Source organism: Methylobacterium bullatum, assembly GCF_014845095.1.
Taxonomy (GTDB): domain Bacteria; phylum Pseudomonadota; class Alphaproteobacteria; order Rhizobiales; family Beijerinckiaceae; genus Methylobacterium; species Methylobacterium bullatum.
Window position 1 is genome coordinate 25538 of sequence record NZ_NKUG01000083.1, and the last position, 17259, is coordinate 42796.

The window sequence follows — 17259 nt, forward strand, 5'->3', positions numbered from 1 at the left end:
GACAGCACGGCCGAGCGGGCCGCCCGATTCAACGCAGGGTGACGCCATGAACACGGATCTCGAAACCGTCGCGAAAGAGCGCGGCATCAAGTACTTCCTCGTCTCCTACACGGACCTGTTCGGCACGCAGCGCGCCAAGCTCGTCCCGGCCGCCGCCATCGCCAGCACCTGTAGAAACGGCGCCGGGTTCGCAGGCTTCGCCACCTGGCTCGACATGAGCCCGGCCGATGCCGACCTCCTCGCCGTGCCCGATGCCGCCGGCCTGATCCAGCTGCCCTGGAAGCCGGAGGTGGGCTGGCTGCCCGCCGATCTCGTCATGGGCGGCAAGCCGGTGGAGCAGGGGCCGCGCAACATCCTCAAGCGCCTGATCGCCGAGGCGGCCCGCGACGGTTTGCAGATGAAGACCGGCGTCGAGTGTGAGTTCTTCCTGATCACGCCGGACGGTTCCGAGCCGGCGGACATGGCCGACCGGCAGATGAAGCCCTGCTACGACCAGTCGGCCCTGATGCGCCGCTACGACGTGATCACCGAGATCTGCGACGCCATGCTGGAACTCGGCTGGAAGCCGTACCAGAACGACCACGAGGACGCGAACGGGCAGTTCGAGATGAACTGGGACTACGACGACGCCCTCGTCACCGCCGACCGGCACGCCTTCTTCAAGTACATGACCCGCTCGATCGCCGAGAAGCACGGCCTGCGCGCGACCTTCATGCCCAAGCCCTTCATGAACCTGACCGGCTCCGGCTGCCACGCCCACGTTTCGCTCTGGAAGGGCGACCGCAACGTCTTCGCCGATGCGTCGGACGAGATCGGAATGTCGCGGGAGGGCTACCACTTCATCGGCGGGCTCATCCACTCCGCCGATGCGCTGGCCGCCATCACCAACCCGTGCGTAAATTCCTACAAGCGCATCAATGCCCCGCGCACCACGTCCGGCGCGACCTGGGCTCCCAACACCGTGACCTATACGGGCAACAACCGTACCCACATGATCCGCATCCCCGATGGCGGGCGCTTCGAGTTCCGCCTCGCCGACGGTGCGGCCAATCCCTATCTGCTCCAGGCGGGCCTCCTCGCCGCCGGCCTCGACGGCCTGCGCAACCGCCGCGATCCGGGCCAGCGCCTCGACATCAACATGTACACGGACGGCCATACGGTTGAGGGCGTCAAGTGTCTGCCGCTCAACATGTTGGACGCCATGCGGGCCCTCGAGAAATGCGACGTGCTCAACGAGGCCTTGGGTTCGTTCGTGCCGAGCTATCTCAAGCTCAAGACCGAGGAATGGAACGCCTATTCGCGCCACCTCACCCAGTGGGAGCGCGACACCACGCTCGACTGCTGAAGCCCGGACCACCCGCCGGTCCCGACGGGGAAAGTCGCGCGAGTTGCCCCCGCCCTCGCGCGGAAGGGGTTCCCGGCCGAAGGGATTCCGGCGGGATCATGCTTGATTAGAACCAGACTGAAGGACATATCGCTTCCGGTTGCCGGTCCCGAGATTTGGGTGCATGAACCGGCTGATCTCGGCTTTTCGGTCCGAAACAGACGACGACGGGCGGGAAGAGCTCTGTGGACCACGACGACAGCAGCGCAGGAATCGAGGCCGACCGTCGTGCGGCCCTCGTGCGCTACGGCATCCTCGATACGGAGGCCGAAGCGGATTTCGACGATATCGTGAAGGCCGCGTCGGCGGCCTGCGATATGCCGATTTCCCTGATCTCCCTGCTCGACGGCGACCGCCAATGGTTCAAGGCCGAGACGGGTTTCGGTCGGCGGGAGACCCCGATCTCCTCTTCGATCTGCCGCCATGCCGTCCAGGAGCAGGACGCGGTGTTCGTGATTCCCGACACGACCCGCGACGAACGGACCTCAGCGAACCCGTTGGTCACCGGCGACTCGCATGTGCGCTTCTATGCCGGTGTGCCTCTGCAGACGTCGAAAGGCGTCACCCTCGGCACGCTCTGCGTCCTCGACACAAAACCGAACAGCCTGACCGCGGCGCAGAAGCTGATCCTGCAGACGCTGGCCAAGCAGGTGATGGCCCTGCTCGAACTGCGCCGTGCCCTGCAGGACCGGCGCGAGAGCGACCGGCTCAACAAGGCGATCCTGGAAAGCGCCGTCGATTACGGCATCATCTCCTTGGATCTGTCCGGCCGGGTGACGAGCTGGAACACCGGCGCGGAACGCGTCATCGGCTGGAGCGAGGCCGAGATGCTCGGCGAGCCCGCCCATGTCTTCTTCACGCCCGAGGATGTCGAGACCGGCGCTCCCGAGCAGGAGATGGGTGCCGCACTGCTGCACGGGCGGGCTAGCGACGAGCGCTGGCACCGGCGCAAGGACTGGACCCTGTTCTGGGGCCTCGGCGAGATGATGCCGCTCAGGAACGAGGACGGACATCCGGAGGGATTCATCAAGATCCTGCGCGACCGCACGGAACAGCGCCTCGCGAACCAGAAGCAGCGCGACGACGCGGAATTCATGCGCAGCGTCCTCGCCTCGTCGGCCGATTGCATAAAGGTGATCGACCTCGACAACCGCCTGACCTTCATGAGTGAGGGCGGGATGCGGGTGATGGAGGTGAGCGACTTCAACGCGATCCAGAACTGTCCCTGGCCGGATTTCTGGCAGAACCAGGGCAATGACGACGCCTATGCGGCTCTTGCTGCCGCCAAGGCCGGGGGAACGGGCCATTTCCAGGGTCAGGCCAACACCATGGCGGGCAATCCCCGCTGGTGGGACGTGCAAGTCACCCCGATCCTCGATGCCGAAGGACGCCCCGAGCGGCTGCTCTCGGTCTCCCGCGACATCACCGTCCAGAAGACCGCCGAGCAGCGGATCAGCGCCAGCGAGGCGCGCTGGCGGGGCCTGTTCACCAGCATGCAGGAAGGGTTCTTCCTCGGCGAACTCGTTCGCGACGGGGCCGGGCGGGCCTGCGATTACCGCTTCCTGGAGATCAACCCGGCCTTCGCCCGGCAATCGGGCCTGTCGGAGCAAAGCGTCGGCCGTACCGTTCGAGAGCTCGTTCCCGAGATCGACCAGGGGCTGATCGACCGTTATGCGAGCGTGGTCGATACCGGCGAACCGAGCCTGTTCGAGATCACCGTGCCCGGCCTCGGCCGGACCTTCGAGGTCCGCGCCGGACACGAAAGCGGCCAGCGGTTCAGCTGCCTTTTCCTCGACGTCACCGAACGCAAGCAGGGCGAGACCCGCCGGCTCGCCATCGCGGAACTCGGCGACCGCCTGCGCGACCTGAGCGACCCGGAAGCGATCGCGTTCGTCGCGGCAGAGATCACGGGCCGGACCCTGGGACTGTCCCATTCCGGTTACGGAGCCGTGGACCAGGAGCGCGAGACCATCGTCGTCGGTCGAGGGTGGTCGGCGCCGGGCTTCCCCGGCATCGACGGAGCCCGCGAGTTTCGGGATTACGGCTCGTGTATCGACGCGCTGAAGGCTGGAACGGCGGTTCTGATCGAGGATGCCGCCGCGGATCCGCGCACCGCATCGGATGCGGTTTCGCTGAACGACATCCGCATCCGTTCGTTCGTCGACTTGCCGGTCATGGAGCACGGACGATTCGTCGCCGTATTCTACGCAGCCAAGGACGTCCCGCACGCCTGGAATACCGAAGAAATCGGGTTCATCCGCAACATCGCCGACCGGACACGTGCCGCCATCGCGCGGATTGAGGCGGAGGCGCAGCAGCGCGTCCTGAATCTCGAACTCAGCCACCGCATGAAGAACATGTTGGCGATGGTGCAATCCATCGCCACTCAGACCATGCGGAACGCCACCGATGTCGTGAGCGCCAAGGAGGTGCTGGCAGGACGTCTGATCGCGCTGGGCAAGTCGCACGACCTGCTACTGGGCGGGTCGCTCGGCGATACGCCCCTGAAGACGCTGATCGAAAGTGCCCTGGAGCCTCACAAGGACAAGCCAGACCGTTTCTCCCTTCGCGGGCCGGCCCTGAATGTGGGTGCCAAGGCCGCGATGTCGCTGGCCCTCATCCTCCATGAGCTCGCGACCAATGCCGCCAAGTACGGCGCCCTCTCTACCGCCAAAGGCAGCGTCTCCATCGTCTGGGAGATCTGTCGGAGCGAGGGCGAGGGCGGCGATCAGGTGCTGCTGCGCTGGATCGAGGCCGGAGGGCCGCCGGTCAGTCCGCCCACCCGCACGGGGTTCGGGACACGCTTGATCGGGCGGGGACTTGCCGGCAATTTCGGCGGCGAGGTCTCCCTCGATTACCGCACGGCCGGTGTGGTCTGTACGCTCGAAGCGTCGCTGAAAGGTCTGCAGGCCGTGGATACGCCGCCCGACTTCCGTTGAGGCGATAGCAGGGAAGCGGATGCCGCTCTCCCGAAAAGCGGATGCCGGGCAGGGCCGGCCTCAGTCTGCGCGGATCTGGGCCGCGCCGGGATCCTTGGAGTTGAGCGCGCAGCCGCAGGTGAACACCCTGGCGCCGCTGTCGGCTCCCCGCGAGACCGCCTCGCAGGTGAGAAGATGCCGGAGCTGCGCCTCCAGCTGATCCTTCTGATACGGCTTCTGCATCACGGGCACAGCCTGATAGGCCGGCTCCAGTCCGGCCGAGCCGTAACCTGTTGCGAACAGGAACGGGATGCAGCGCTCGAACAGCTGATCGGCCACGGGATAGCTGCGCGTTTCGCCGAGATTCACATCGAGGACGGCCGCATCGAAGTCGCCGGCCTGAAGCCGCCGCAGCGCCTGGTCGAGGCGCATGGCGACAACGACCTCGCAGCCGAGATCGATAAGCATGTCCTCGGCGAGCATCGCGACAAGGCTTTCGTCTTCCACCAGCAGGACCCGGCGTCCCTCCAGGATACTCATGAGACCGGACGCCCCGTCACGACATCCTGTCCATGCCAACCCAGCGCGGTCAGTGGGATGTCGAGGCGGCATACGAGTCCGGCCGGTGCGAAATCGATCTCGGCGCTGCCGTCGAATTCCAGCGGCAATTGCCGCTCGATGAGCCTCGAGCCGAAACCCCTGCGGGTCGGAGGGATCACTTCCGGGCCGCCCGTCTCCGTCCAGGTGAGGGACAGGCGTTCGCGCCCGCCATCGGACGTCAGCGTCCATGTCACTGAGACGCGGCCTTCGGGAACCGAGAGGGCGCCGTATTTGGCGGCGTTGGTCATCAATTCGTGCAACGCCATCGCCAGCGTCACGGCGACCTTGGGGTGGAGGCGGGTATCCGGGCCGGTGATGTTGAACCGCGTCCCGTCGGTCTCCGCGACCGCATGGGGTGCGATCGCCCGCTCGACGACACCGATGAGGCTGGCGCTCTCCCAATTGGATTCCGTCAGGACATTGTGGGCGTCCGAGAGCGCCACGACGCGGGCATCGAACACGGCGCGGGCCGGCTGGTCGGCGACGTTGCGGAAAGTCTGCGCCGCGATGGACTGGACGGTGGCCAGGGTGTTCTTCACCCGGTGGTTCAGCTCGTTCGTCAGCAATTTCTGCCGCTCGGCCGCCGCCTTCTCCTCCGTGATGTCGCGGACTTCGATGATCGTACCGATGATCTTGGCCGCATCGTCGCGAATCGGGCTCGCGGTGAAGCCGACGGGGTAGAAATGCCCGTCCTTGTGGACGAACACCTCTTCACCGCGTTCCTGGTTGTTCTCGGGGAAGGCACGGTCGATGGCGCATTCCTCTAACGGGAACGGACGGCCATCGGGGTAGGTGTGGTGGACGATGTCGTGCAGCGGACAGTCGCGCGCGAGCACCTCTCCGACGCTGAATCCGGTGAGCAATTCGGCGGCGCGGTTCATGTAGACGCAGTGCTGCCGGTCATCCATCAGGAAGATCGCCACCGACGCGTTGTTGAGCACGGCGTTCAGCCGGCGCTCGGTCTCGTGGAGCTGTGACCCGCGGCGCAGGGTCGGCAGGGACATCGAGGCTTCGGCGGAGGAAACGAGTGGCGGCCGGGTCGGCACGAGGCAGGCTCTCTGCAAGGTTGGGTGGGCACCCGATGGCGCACCGCAATATCCTAACGGCTTCGATAGGGTTCGGCGAGGAAAGATCGGCCGATCCCCGATATCCCCGCGCACCGACATGCGAAAGCGTGAGGGGCGGCGGTTTGTTCCGCGCCACGGGCTTCGGCAAGCGATCCGGTGTCGAAACGCAGACGGCAGCGAGAATTCTCTGGGATGGCACAGCGCCGTCGTGCCGGACGATCGCATCGCGTCGGTCCTACTCTCCTGACTGAGGAGGGGGGGATGGATGGATCGGCCCCGTATTGCAGGTCGGGCCGGGATCGTATGGGGGACGGTCGGACGCCATGCCGCAAGCCGGGATGGGGATGAGACTCTTGATCGACATGGGATCCGCCCGAGTTCCCGGCGCATGCCAAACTCTCCCGCCCCCCACACTACCATCCCCGGCCCCTGCACGGTGGTTTGCCTGCATTTCCTTGGGGGAAGCGCGCGGGAATGGGAGCCGGTCGCGGCTCTTCTCGATGGCGTCGCTCGCATTGTGGCTCTTGACCTGCCCGGTTTCGGCGATGCCGCCGCCGTGTCCGGTTATTCGGTGGCGGCGATGGCGGATCATGTGGCGGCGGGGATCGCCGCCGCCGATCCCGGTGGTCGATGGTATCTCGCGGGCCATAGCATGGGTGCGAAGGTCGCCCTGGCCCTCGCCCGGCGCGCCGAGGATGGTGCACCGGATCTGGCGGGGCTCGCCGGGCTGGTGCTGCTGGGCGGTTCACCGCCGAGCCCCGAGCCGATGTCCGACGACAAGCGGCGGGAGATGATGGAATGGATCTCAGCGGATGCGGAGACCCGTCGCCGTAAGGCCGGAGAGTTCGTCGACCAGAATACCGGCTCTCCCCTCGGCGAGCCGCTTCGGACCCGCGCGGTCGAGGACGTTCTGCGCGCCTCTCCCGCCGCCTGGACGGCGTGGCTGCGCGACGGCTCCCGCGAGGATTGGAGCCGCCGGATCGGCATCCTGCGCATGCCGGCCGTGGTCGTCGGCGGAACCGAGGATGCCGATCTCGGCACCGCCGCGCAGAAGGCTCTGACCCTTCCCCACTTGGCCCATGGCCGGCTGGTTGCTCTCGATGGCGCAGGGCACCTGCTGCCGCTGGAGCGGCCGGAGGCCGTGGCCAGCCTCATCGCGGGTCTCGCCTCCGAGGAACCGCTCCTGAAGTCCGAGGCACCGACCGTGCCGGAGCCCTATCGCGCGCTGATCGAATCCGACCGGGTGAACACGCGCCTGCGCGCGGCGCTCCTCGCTCGGGCCGAACCCGACGGCTCGGCCGATCGGCCCGTGTACCTCGACCCGGTCGAGCTCGCGCAGCTTCGCGCCGTCGTGGACAGGGTTTTGCCGCAGGACGGCACGGGCCGGATCGACATCGCAGCGCAGATCGAGGCTCGGCTCGCTGCCGGAACCGGGGATGGATGGCGTTTTGCCAAGCTGCCGGCGGACGGAGCGGCCTACCGCGCCGCCCTGCGAACCCTGGATGCCGCCGCCCGGTCCGTCCACGCGACGGGCTTCCTGTGCCTCGACGGCGGTGAGCAGGACGCCTTCCTGCAGGCCGCCGCCGCCGGCGAGCCGCTGTCGCATGAGGTGCCGGTGGATGGGCTCGATGCCGAAGAGATGACCTTGTGGTTCGAGGATCTGCGCAGCGACGCAGTGCGGATCTATCTCGCCCACCCCGCAAGCCTCGCCCGGATCGGCTTTTCCGGGATTGGCGCGGGCGGCGACGATGCGGAAACCCTGCCGGGCTTCGTGCGCGTCGGCATCGGTGACCCGGAACCCTGGGAGTCCTCCGCTCTGCAAAAGTCCTCTACCCTCGGGGAGACCGGACGATGAAGCTCGATGCGATGCGTCGCTACGCAACCACCGACATCGTCGATGTCGTCGTCATCGGTACGGGCGCGGGTGGCGCGCCGGTGCTCGCCCGCCTCGCGGCGGCCGGGCTCAAGGTCGTCGCCCTGGAGGCGGGGCCGAACTTCGACCCCGCGCGATTTGCCTTCGACGAGACGCTCGCCGACGAGATCTACTGGACCGAGGAGCGCCTCAGCGGCGGTTCGACGCCGGAGGCCTTCGGCGCCAACAACAGCGGCACCGGGGTGGGCGGCTCCACCCTGCATTGGGGCGCCTTCACGCCTCGCGCCGACGAGCGCGACCTGCGTCTTCACTCAGAGACCGGGATGGGGGTGGATTGGCCCCTCGGTTACGATGACCTGCGGCCGTTCTACGAGCGCGTCGAGGCGTTTATCGGCGTGTCCGGCCCCTCCCAGTACCCCTGGGATCCTGGCCGGCGCTATCCTCTCTCCCCGGTCCCGCGCAACGGGCCGGCGCAGGTGATGGGCCAAGCGTGCGACCGGCTCGGCATCCGGACAGCCGATTCACCGGCAGCCGTTGTCTCGGGTGACTTCCCCCAGGAGGGCGGTGCCCTGCGCCGGGGCTGCATCAATTGCGGATACTGCCACCAGGGTTGCCGCAATGGCGCTAAGACCAGCATGGACGTCACCTACCTGCCGCATGCCGTCTCCAACGGCGCGGAAATCCGTCCCGATTGTCGCGTGCACGGGATCGATCGCGACAGCGAGGGCCGGATCACGTCCGTGATTTACCGGCACGACGGCGTCGATCACCGGCAGCGTTGCGCGGCGGTCTACCTCTGCGCCGGCGCCGTGGAGACGCCCCGGCTCCTCCTGCATCTCGGGCTCGCCAACGGCAGCGGCCAGGTCGGGCGCAACTATATGGGCCATGTGGCGACCCAGGTCTGGGGCACGTTCGAGGCCGAGATGCGGATGAACCGGGGCTATCCCTCCTCGCTCATCAGCGAGGACATGGTCCGGCCCGATGATGCGGATTTCGCGGGCGGCTACCTGATGCAGAGTCTCGGCGTCCTGCCCGTCACCTGGGGCAACTCGGTGGCGCGGGGGCGTGGCCTGTGGGGGCGGGCGCTGACCGAACATCTCAATCGTTACAACCACATGGCGGGCATCGGGATCAACGGTGAGACCCTGCCCTGCGACGCCAATGTGCTGGTCCTCGCCGACGAGGTGGACGCGTTCGGGATGCGCAAGGCGCGCATCGATTTCGGCTATTCCTCCAACGAGGACCGGCTGAACGCCCATGCGACGCGGACCATGACGGCGATCTGGGAAGCCGCCGGCGCCACCGACATCTGGGTGCTGGAGCGCGTCGCGCACACGATCGGGACGTGCCGGATGGGCCGGAGCGGCGACAGCGCCGTGGTCGATCCCCATGGCCGGAGTTTCGAAATCTCGAACCTCTGGATCAGCGACGGATCGACCTTCCCGAGTTCGCTCGCCGCCAACCCGGCCCTGACCATCATGGCCCTGGCCCTGCGCTCGGCCGAGGCGTTCCTGGGCCATCCCTCCTGACGATTCCTGAGGAACGCCACCGCCATTCCCCGGTTGGATTCACCGCAACGCGACGAGGTTTCAAGCGCCATGACCACGAAGATTTCCACGAAGAATGCCCGCGCGGGTGCGCATGGCGAAATCGGCCTCGCCAAGGGTGAGCGGGTCGCCATGCGGATGTGGCGCCACGAGCCGCCGACGGACGACAAGCCGAGCGCCAGCCGACCCTACGAGACGGTGGGCTACGTCATTTCCGGCCGGGCCGAACTCACGGTCGGCGGCGAGACCGTGACCCTGGAGCCCGGCGATTCCTGGCTCGTCCCGGCCGGGGCCGAGCATACTTACACGATCCTCGAAGAGTTCACGGCCGTCGAGGCCACCGCCCCGCCGGCCGCGTAGCCTTTCATACCCGCCGCACCCAAGGCGGCGGCGTGAGACCAGACATGAGAAGGGCCGGATCGATCACGATCCGGCCCTTTTCGCTATCCCGTTCCCGAAGAGAGACCCGCCCTACGCGCCGCCCCATTGCATGGTCAGGCCACCATCCACCACGAGGGTATGGCCGGTGACGTAATCGGCATCGTCCGAGGCGAGGTAGAGGATCGCCTTGGCGATCTCGTCGGGCTGGCCGGCGCGGTGCCACGGGATGCGTTCCAGGGAGGCTTCGAGCTTCTCGGGGTTCTCGAACCGGTCGCTGGTCATCGGCGTCTCGATCAGGCCGGGGGCGACGTTGTTGACGTTGATCTTGTCCTCGGCGAGCTCGCGCGACAGGCTCCGGCAGAGGGAGCCGACACCGGCCTTCGACATGCCGTAGGGTGCGCTTTCCGGCGTCGGCAGGTGCTGGGCCACCGAGGAGACGATGACGATCTTCCCCCGCCCGCCATTGGCCCGCCGGACCTTGATGAAGGAGCGGGCGCAGAAGACCGGCCCCATCAGATTGACCCGCAGGATCTGCTCGAGTTTGCCGTCATCCATCTCGGCCACCGGCATGCCGCTCATGGCCTGACCGGCATTGTTGACGAGGATGTCGAGGACGCCGAACTCGGCCGCCACCTTGGCGAAGGTCGCCTCGACGGAGGCCGGGTCGCCGACATCGTCCTGGATCACCAGGCATGTGCGCCCGGCGGCCTCGACCCGGCGCGCGGTCTCCCGCGCGCCGTCCGCGTCGGTGTTGTAGGTGATCGCCACGTCCGCGCCTTCGCGCGCGAACAACTCGGCCGCAGCCTGTCCGATACCGGAATCCGCCCCGGTGATCAGAGCGCGTTTGCCCTGCAACTTCATGTCTGTCCCATCTGTGCGAGAAGGGGTGCGCGGGCATCACGTGGCCGGCGATCACCCGTGATCTTCAGGACAATGGGCACGGTAAAACCCGGTTCCCGGGGTGCGGCATCGGCGGGGAGGGGCGTCGCTCCCCGGGCTCAGGTGATGACGCTCGGCTCGCTGCGCCCCGTGATGCCGGCGATGTCGGCGATGTCGCGCGCCGCCTGGACGACAGGGGCGAGGACGACATCCGGCGTCAGGTCGAGCCGGTCCGGGGCGTTCTCGTAGCGCTCGATATAGACTCTCAGCGTCGCCCCCGCCGTGCCGGTGCCGGAGAGCCGGTAGACCACACGGGCATCCTCGGCGAAGCTGATGCGGATGCCCTGCTGCGCCGTCACGGAGCCGTCGACCGGGTCGACATAGCGGAAATCGTCCGCCGTGGAGACGGTGAGGTCGCCGATCCGGCGGCCGGGCAGGCTCGCGAGCTGCGCGCGCAACCCCTCCATGAGGCGGTTGGCGCTCTCGGACTCGATCTCCTCGTAATCGTGGCGGGTGTAGTAATCGCGGCCGAACGCGGCCCAATGCTCGCGCACGATGGCGTCGGCGCGCTTGCCCGTCGCCGCCAGGACGTTGAGCCACAGCAGCACGGCCCAGAGCCCGTCCTTCTCGCGGACGTGGTTCGAGCCGGTGCCGGCGCTCTCCTCGCCGCAGAGGGTGATGAGCCCGGCATCGAGCAGGGTGCCGAAGAACTTCCAGCCCGTCGGAGTCTCGTAGGCGGGAATGCCGAGCGAGGCGGCGACCCGGTCGGCGGCGCGGCTCGTGGGCATCGAACGGGCGATGCCCGCCAGGCCGGAGGCGTAGCCCGGCGCGCGATGGGCATGGGCGGAAAGGATCGCCAGGCTGTCGCTCGGGGTGACGAAGAGGCCGGGCGCCACGATCATGTTGCGGTCGCCGTCCCCGTCCGAGGCCGCGCCGAAATCCGGCGCGTCCGCGCCCAGCATCAGCTCGTAGAGCTCGTGGGCGTGGACCGGGTTGGGGTCGGGATGGTGGCCGCCGAAATCCTCCTCCGGCGTGCCGTTCACCACCGTGCCGGCGGGGGCGCCCAGCGCCCCCTCCAGGATGGCGGTGGCGTAGGGGCCGGTCACCGCGCTCATGGCGTCGAACCGCATCCGGAAGCCGGAGGCGAACAGGCGGCGGATCGCGTCGAAGTCGATGAGTTCCTGCATCAGGGCCGCGTAATCGGCCACCGGGTCGATGACGGACACCACCATGCCGTCGATCCTCGCCTCGCCCACGGTGTCGAGGTCGAGATCGGCCGCGTCGGCGATGCGATACTCGGTGATCGCCTTCGTGCGCTCGTAGATCGCTGCGGTGACGGATTCCGGCGCCGGACCGCCGTTGGCGGCGTTGAACTTGATCCCGAAATCCCCATCCGGTCCGCCGGGATTGTGGCTCGCCGACAGGACGATGCCGCCGATCGCCCCGTGCTTGCGGATGACGCAGGAGGCCGCCGGGGTGGAGAGGAGACCAGCCCTGCCGACGAGAACCCGGCCGAAGCCGTTGGCGGCGGCGAGCTTGAGGGTCGTCTGCACCACCTCGCGGTTGAAGAAGCGGCCATCGCCGCCCACCACCAGGGTCGCGCCCTCGCGGTCGGGGATGATGTCGAAGATGGATTGGACGAAATTCTCGACGTAGCGGGGCTGCCGGAAGACGGGGACCTTCTTGCGAAGGCCCGACGTCCCCGGCTTCTGGTCGGAGAATGGCGAAGTCGGCACGTGCCTCGAAGTCATCCGCGAAAGCCCCTCGTTGTCGGCCTGCGATGTTCACACCTCTCGCGGGTACGACGGGGTCCCTCTCCTTCCAGGAAGAGGTGGCCTGCCGCGCCTCATATCGATGCCGTCGGCTCGAGAAAGCAGCCGTCGAGGAGATGTGTGAACCCAGTTGCGTTGTCGGCGGGGACAACACAACGGCTGGTCCCTACCGGTCAACCACCCAAAGCACGGTGTCGGGGAAAGATTCTCGGGCGCCGTTCCAATGCGAACCCGGCCTCGAGTGACCTGTCCCTCCTTCAGGGCGTGGAGCGCGATGCGACGCCTTCGGCGAACGAGATCGTCAGGACGGTCATACCCGCCTCGTCGACCACCTCGAACGAGCGGTCCAGGGCTTCGCTCAACGTCGCGCCGCCGCCGAGCGCGTCGGCGACGATCTGCTTGATGCCGATTACGGCGTCGTTGCGCACCTCGTCCATGGAGTCGAACACGTCTCCGTCGAAGTCGCGATGAAGCCCGTCGCGATCGCGCAGGTTCAGAAAGTAACGCGGCATACCGACCTCCTTGCCGTGACGACCCGACGGGCGCTCAGCTCACGGCTTGCCCTTCCACGCGAAGATAGCCGGCCTTGAACTCGGCGAGGGATTTCAGCCTGGGCCAGTCCAGGATCTTGAGACTCTTGCCCTTGAGTTCGATCAATCCCCGGCGCCGCAGCTCCTGCAGCGATCGGTTCACGTGCACGGTCGTCATCCCCGTCGTATCGGCGAGCTCGTGCTGGGTCATGGGGAGATCGCAGCTGTCTTCCGTGGCGAGGCCCACGGCCCGCAGCCTCACGAGGAGTTCGCAGAAGAGATGCGCGATCCGTTCGAGGGCCGAACGGCAGCCGATATTCACCAGCCATTCGCGCAGCGTCGCCTCGTCGATCAAGGCGGAGATGCGCAGCGCCCGGGCGATCGCCGGATGGTTCTCCATGATCTCCCGGAGGGCCGGGGCGGGAATGCGCGCGACCTTGCAGGCGGAGATGGTCGCGATCGTATGATCGAGGCGGTCCAACAGGGTGATGTCGAGATTGCAGGTGTCCCCCGGCACGAGGTAGGCCGTGACCTGGCGGGCGCCGTTGGCCCGCTGCTTGAACCGGCACCCGATCCCCTCGGTGATGAGGACGATGTCGTTGTGCGGCTCGCCTTCACGGGCGAGGTTGGTGCGGGCGGGGACGTCGCGGGCGATGGCTGTGATCCGATGAAGCACGTCCCTGTCGGCTTCGTCGAGCGCAACGAAGCCTTCGAGCTTCTGGACAAGCGGATTGAACACGCTCTCCATCGTATTCGAGATTCTATTCCTCGACAATGTTCAATATCTCTATCGATAAGCATCGAAATCTGCTCAGAAGTAACATCTTTCTTGATGCGACTTCAACGAGCCATGATGGCATGAACGTGCAAAAGATCATTATCTTAAAGCAATCGACCATGTACCAAAGTCGTAGTCCAGCCTCGGATTCCGTCTTCCGGCTCGGTCGTAATGGTCTGCGAATGTCCCGAGGTATGTATGGACCTGTTCGCGCATCTGCCCGATCCGAACACATAAAGTCGTGTCGACATTTCGCCGCACCTTCGCCCTCGACAGACAACAAGACGAATTTAAGCGTGACCTTGTCGAATGGGTGCGGCCCCGTCGACGCATGAATTCAGTATTCAGCCGGCCGTGCAACCACTCTTGAGAGGGATGGATCGGATTGAATTTTGCGTCGAAGGCGATCTTCCGGCTGTACTGCGTCATGGCAAATAAATAACGGGGTAATGAGGGTCGTTTTATTGTCTTGGCGCGGAACATCGCCTTCGCTGCGGACGAACGCGACGCTCTCCGGCGTCTCGCCCTGCCTGGATGAACGCTCTTATAGAATGGGGATCCGTGCGGTCCGCCATCGGTCGGGCCTCAAGGCGCCCACTATTCATTACCCTAGTGCGACGTCATCCGTGATGAGGCGACGATACTCGGCCTCCGGTATGCCGTAGCTGTCGCCCGCGATGAGTTCGAGTTTCGGCCGATCTACGATCTCGATGTGGGACCTGCGCGCCCGAATGGTGCCGGCCCCCTCGAGGATATGGATCGTCGTCGTCACGCCCGGGCGATGGACACCGAGCATGACGGACAGGAACTCATGGGTGATGGGAAATTCATCCTTCTCGACCCGGTCGTGGCACATCAGCAACCAGCGGGCCAGCCGCTCTTCCAAAGTATAGCTGCCGTGCGACAGGGCCGTCTGTGCCGTGAAGAGCTGAAAGATGTGGGCGTAGCGCATCATCAGTCTGCGGAACGCGGGTCTTTGTTCGATCAGGCCGATGAATGCGTCCTTGCTCATCCGCAAGGCTTCGCCTTCGATCTGGATGAAGGTTTCGTGGGGCGTGGAATCCACATCGAACAGCAGCGGCAGGCCGGTCGCGCCTTCGGAGCCGATGATGCCGACCTCGATCCGCCGGCGGTCCCGCGTGCCGACGACGACCGAGGCGACTCCGGTCTCCAGGAAATGGACATGGGTCAGCGGTTCGTTCGGCTGGGCAAGGACGTCCTTCCGCTTGAGCTCGACCCGATCGAGAGCAGCCAGGATGGCCGCTCGATCGTCCGCTCGCAGCCGGGAGAGGAGGTTGTTGCGGATCGTGTGCTGGGAGGAAATGGCCATGCATGCGCCCTGAGGAGACGACGTCGCAGTTATGAGCCGCTCATCAACGCCGGAGGTTGATCATGACATAGCAACGCAGCTGCAAATTCAACAAATGAAGCATATTCATTTGATGAAATTCGTCGTCCCTGAAACTTTACGTGCGTAATCGTACATCTGACTTGTATGCAGCGCTCCGTCAAGTCCTCCATGCCGGACCGTGCGGGGTCGTTCATATTCTTGCCGGTTCGCTTCAATTTTTCAATTCAACCGGTTCGGCCTGGTTCTCCCGATGGCCGAATCCATCGTGCGGCAAGGATGCACGGCCGGCCTGCGAGCGCGGTCGCGGGCCGGCGCGTCGATGACCGCCGCATCGGCGCGGGAATTGCCTGTTCTCGCCGGTGCGGATGGCGGGTGGGCGAACGCCGTCCATCGGGCCCGCTGCCGCGCATGGGCGGTCTGTTCGGCAAGGGGTGGTCCCGGCCCTCCCTTCCCTGCAGGAAGCGAGGCACCGGCGGGTCGTCGGGCGGGGAATGTCGTCGCGTCCTGCCTCCTGGGGGAAGGGATGCGTCAACTGTCACCGTTCCGGCATAAGTCCCTCGGAGGGGAACCTCCGGGGTCGGATCGACCGAGGAGACTTCGAGCGATCGGACCCTCGGCGTCAGTGGCTTCACGGAACGGAGAGATGCGTGCCTAACTTCCTCAAAGCGATCATCATGTCGGTCATCGCATTCGCCTCTGTCTATTACCTGACGGGTAATCCGACCATGGCGATGGCGCTGTCGCTCATTCCGCTCCTCCTCGGCCTGATGAGGGTGATGCACGGGTTCGCCTACAGCCTCGCCGCACTGTGCCTGATCGGTGCGGTGGCCTGGTCCGTGGCTCCCGTCGAGACGAAGACGATGGTCCGGGCCGAGGTGGAGAAGACCGGCGTCAAGATCACGGCGCCGTGACGGTGCCGGGGCCCTCGGGGTCCGGCCCTCCCACCGCTTTGGCGTGCCCGGCGGGGATCTGATAGGATCGCCGAGGGCGTGCGGGGGATCTGCGATGGAAGAGGGCAGCGGCGGAGCGGCCATGCATCTTTTGATCGTCGACGACCACCCGCTCTTTCGCGACGCGCTGGCGAGCGCGGTCAAGCTCGCCTTTCCCGAAGCGGTCATCGACGAGGCCGAGGGGATCGCCGCCGCCATGGCGGTCCTGGCGGCAGCCGGCACCGTCGATCTCGTCCTGCTCGATCTCTCGATGCAGGGCGTCCTGGGTTTCGAGGGGCTCGTCTCGATCCGCTCCCGCTTCCCGCGTGTGCCGATCCTCGTCGTGTCCGGCCTCGACGACCCGCGCATCATGCGCGAGGCGCTGCAGCACGGCGCGGCCGGGTTCGTACCGAAGGCGGTGGACAAGGCGACGCTGACACGGGCCATCGCCGACGTGCTCGGCGGAGGTCTGTCGATCCCCGCCGCCCTGTCGGATGAAGCGGCCGGCTCGGCCCCTCCGACCCAGCTCGCGGAGCGGATCGCCCGCCTGACGCCCCAGCAGCTGCGCGTCCTTCTGATGATCCGGCAGGGGAAGCTCAACAAGCAGATCGCGCACGAGCTCCAGGTCGGCGATTCCACCGTCAAGGCCCATGTCTCCGAGATCCTGCGCAAGCTCGACGTCATCAGCCGGACGCAGATCGTGATCGAGACGGCCCTGCTCGATTTCGATCAGATCCGGATGCCTCAGGCCGGATGAGCCGAAGGCGCCCCCTCGTCGCGGATCTCCCTCACGGCAATGTGCCCGCGCGGGGGACGGACCGGAGGGGGCTTGGGCGTTGCATCCATGGCGGGCATGGCCGAAGACGGAGCCGCGCCGCGGCGCTTTGAGCGATGACACGAGGCGGGGCGGCCCATCGATCACGGCCCGCCTCTGCCTGGACCCACCTCTCCATCCGATGAAGCGAGTACGATCATGATGAGTTCGACGTTGAAGTCCGTCCTGGTTGTCGGGATGCTCGCCGGATTGCCGGTGACGGAAGCCTCCGCCGCCGTCGGCGGCCGCATCGGGGCCTGCAAGCAGGAGATGAAGGCCAAGGGCCTGAAGGGCGACGAAGCCAAGACGTTCATGAAGTCCTGCAAGGTCGACGCGCGCAAGGCGTGCAAGGAGGAGGCGAAATCCGCCGGTTCCGACAAGGCCGACCGGCATGCCTTGATCAAATCCTGCCTGAAGGGCGGCGACGCCCCCGGAG

The 17259-nt window shown here is 66.4% G+C and carries 15 protein-coding genes; 8 read left to right on the top strand and 7 right to left on the bottom strand.

Annotated elements, in window-relative coordinates; translation table 11 throughout:
* The first annotated feature begins 46 nt into the window (after window positions 1-46).
* The gene (gene glnT, locus MBTS_RS12970) at window positions 47-1345 is read left to right on the top strand and encodes a type III glutamate--ammonia ligase (protein WP_056141203.1); all 1299 of its coding nucleotides are present in this window, start codon (window positions 47-49) and stop codon (window positions 1343-1345) included.
* A 224-nt stretch (window positions 1346-1569) separates the two neighbouring features.
* The gene (locus MBTS_RS12975) at window positions 1570-4323 is read left to right on the top strand and encodes a PAS domain-containing protein (RefSeq protein WP_192215808.1); all 2754 of its coding nucleotides are present in this window, start codon (window positions 1570-1572) and stop codon (window positions 4321-4323) included.
* Between the two features lie 60 nt (window positions 4324-4383).
* Here the strand turns inward: MBTS_RS12975 and MBTS_RS12980 are convergent, their stop codons facing one another.
* The gene (locus MBTS_RS12980; protein WP_147830775.1) at window positions 4384-4842 is read right to left on the bottom strand and encodes a response regulator; all 459 of its coding nucleotides are present in this window, start codon (window positions 4840-4842) and stop codon (window positions 4384-4386) included.
* Window positions 4839-5906, bottom strand: coding sequence for a sensor histidine kinase (locus MBTS_RS12985; protein WP_147830777.1), 1068 nt, complete (start codon window positions 5904-5906; stop codon window positions 4839-4841). The genes MBTS_RS12980 and MBTS_RS12985 overlap by 4 nt, the downstream gene beginning before the upstream one ends.
* Window positions 5907-6357: 451 nt before the next feature.
* Between MBTS_RS12985 and MBTS_RS12990 the strand changes: the two genes are divergently transcribed.
* The 3 genes from MBTS_RS12990 (at window position 6358) to MBTS_RS13000 (ending at window position 9749) form a co-directional block, all read left to right on the top strand.
* A complete protein-coding gene (locus tag MBTS_RS12990; RefSeq protein WP_192215809.1) occupies window positions 6358-7824 on the top strand; it encodes an alpha/beta hydrolase in 1467 nt (488 codons plus the stop codon).
* Complete coding sequence (locus tag MBTS_RS12995) at window positions 7821-9371, top strand: GMC family oxidoreductase (protein ID WP_192215810.1); 1551 nt, start codon at window positions 7821-7823, stop codon at window positions 9369-9371. Before MBTS_RS12990 ends, MBTS_RS12995 begins: the two co-directional genes overlap by 4 nt.
* 69 nt (window positions 9372-9440) lie before the next feature.
* Window positions 9441-9749 (top strand): cupin domain-containing protein, encoded by a 309-nt coding sequence (locus MBTS_RS13000; RefSeq protein ID WP_147832256.1) that lies wholly within the window; start codon window positions 9441-9443, stop codon window positions 9747-9749.
* Window positions 9750-9860: 111 nt separating this feature from the next.
* Here the strand turns inward: MBTS_RS13000 and MBTS_RS13005 are convergent, their stop codons facing one another.
* The 5 genes from MBTS_RS13005 to MBTS_RS13025 form a co-directional block, all read right to left on the bottom strand.
* On the bottom strand, window positions 9861-10631 hold the full coding sequence (locus tag MBTS_RS13005) for an SDR family NAD(P)-dependent oxidoreductase (protein WP_192215811.1): 771 nt from the start codon (window positions 10629-10631) through the stop codon (window positions 9861-9863).
* 137 nt (window positions 10632-10768) lie between these two features.
* The gene (locus MBTS_RS13010) at window positions 10769-12400 is read right to left on the bottom strand and encodes an alpha-D-glucose phosphate-specific phosphoglucomutase (protein WP_192215812.1); all 1632 of its coding nucleotides are present in this window, start codon (window positions 12398-12400) and stop codon (window positions 10769-10771) included.
* 278 nt (window positions 12401-12678) lie between these two features.
* Complete coding sequence (locus MBTS_RS13015; protein ID WP_056141185.1) at window positions 12679-12933, bottom strand: DUF6894 family protein; 255 nt, start codon at window positions 12931-12933, stop codon at window positions 12679-12681.
* Window positions 12934-12967: 34 nt separating this feature from the next.
* Window positions 12968-13699: a Crp/Fnr family transcriptional regulator gene (locus MBTS_RS13020; RefSeq protein WP_056141181.1), complete on the bottom strand. Its 732-nt coding sequence runs from the start codon at window positions 13697-13699 to the stop codon at window positions 12968-12970.
* Between the two features lie 634 nt (window positions 13700-14333).
* Entirely contained in the window at window positions 14334-15059 is a 726-nt protein-coding gene (locus MBTS_RS13025; protein WP_192215813.1) for a Crp/Fnr family transcriptional regulator, read from the bottom strand.
* Between the two features lie 668 nt (window positions 15060-15727).
* Between MBTS_RS13025 and MBTS_RS13030 the strand changes: the two genes are divergently transcribed.
* The 3 genes from MBTS_RS13030 to MBTS_RS13040 form a co-directional block, all read left to right on the top strand.
* On the top strand, window positions 15728-15991 hold the full coding sequence (locus MBTS_RS13030) for a hypothetical protein (protein ID WP_018045570.1): 264 nt from the start codon (window positions 15728-15730) through the stop codon (window positions 15989-15991).
* Window positions 15992-16085: 94 nt separating this feature from the next.
* Window positions 16086-16766 (top strand): response regulator, encoded by a 681-nt coding sequence (locus MBTS_RS13035; protein ID WP_056141172.1) that lies wholly within the window; start codon window positions 16086-16088, stop codon window positions 16764-16766.
* A gap of 216 nt (window positions 16767-16982) precedes the next feature.
* On the top strand, window positions 16983-17259 hold a 277-nt coding region (locus MBTS_RS13040), incomplete at its 3' end, for a PsiF family protein (RefSeq protein ID WP_192215814.1).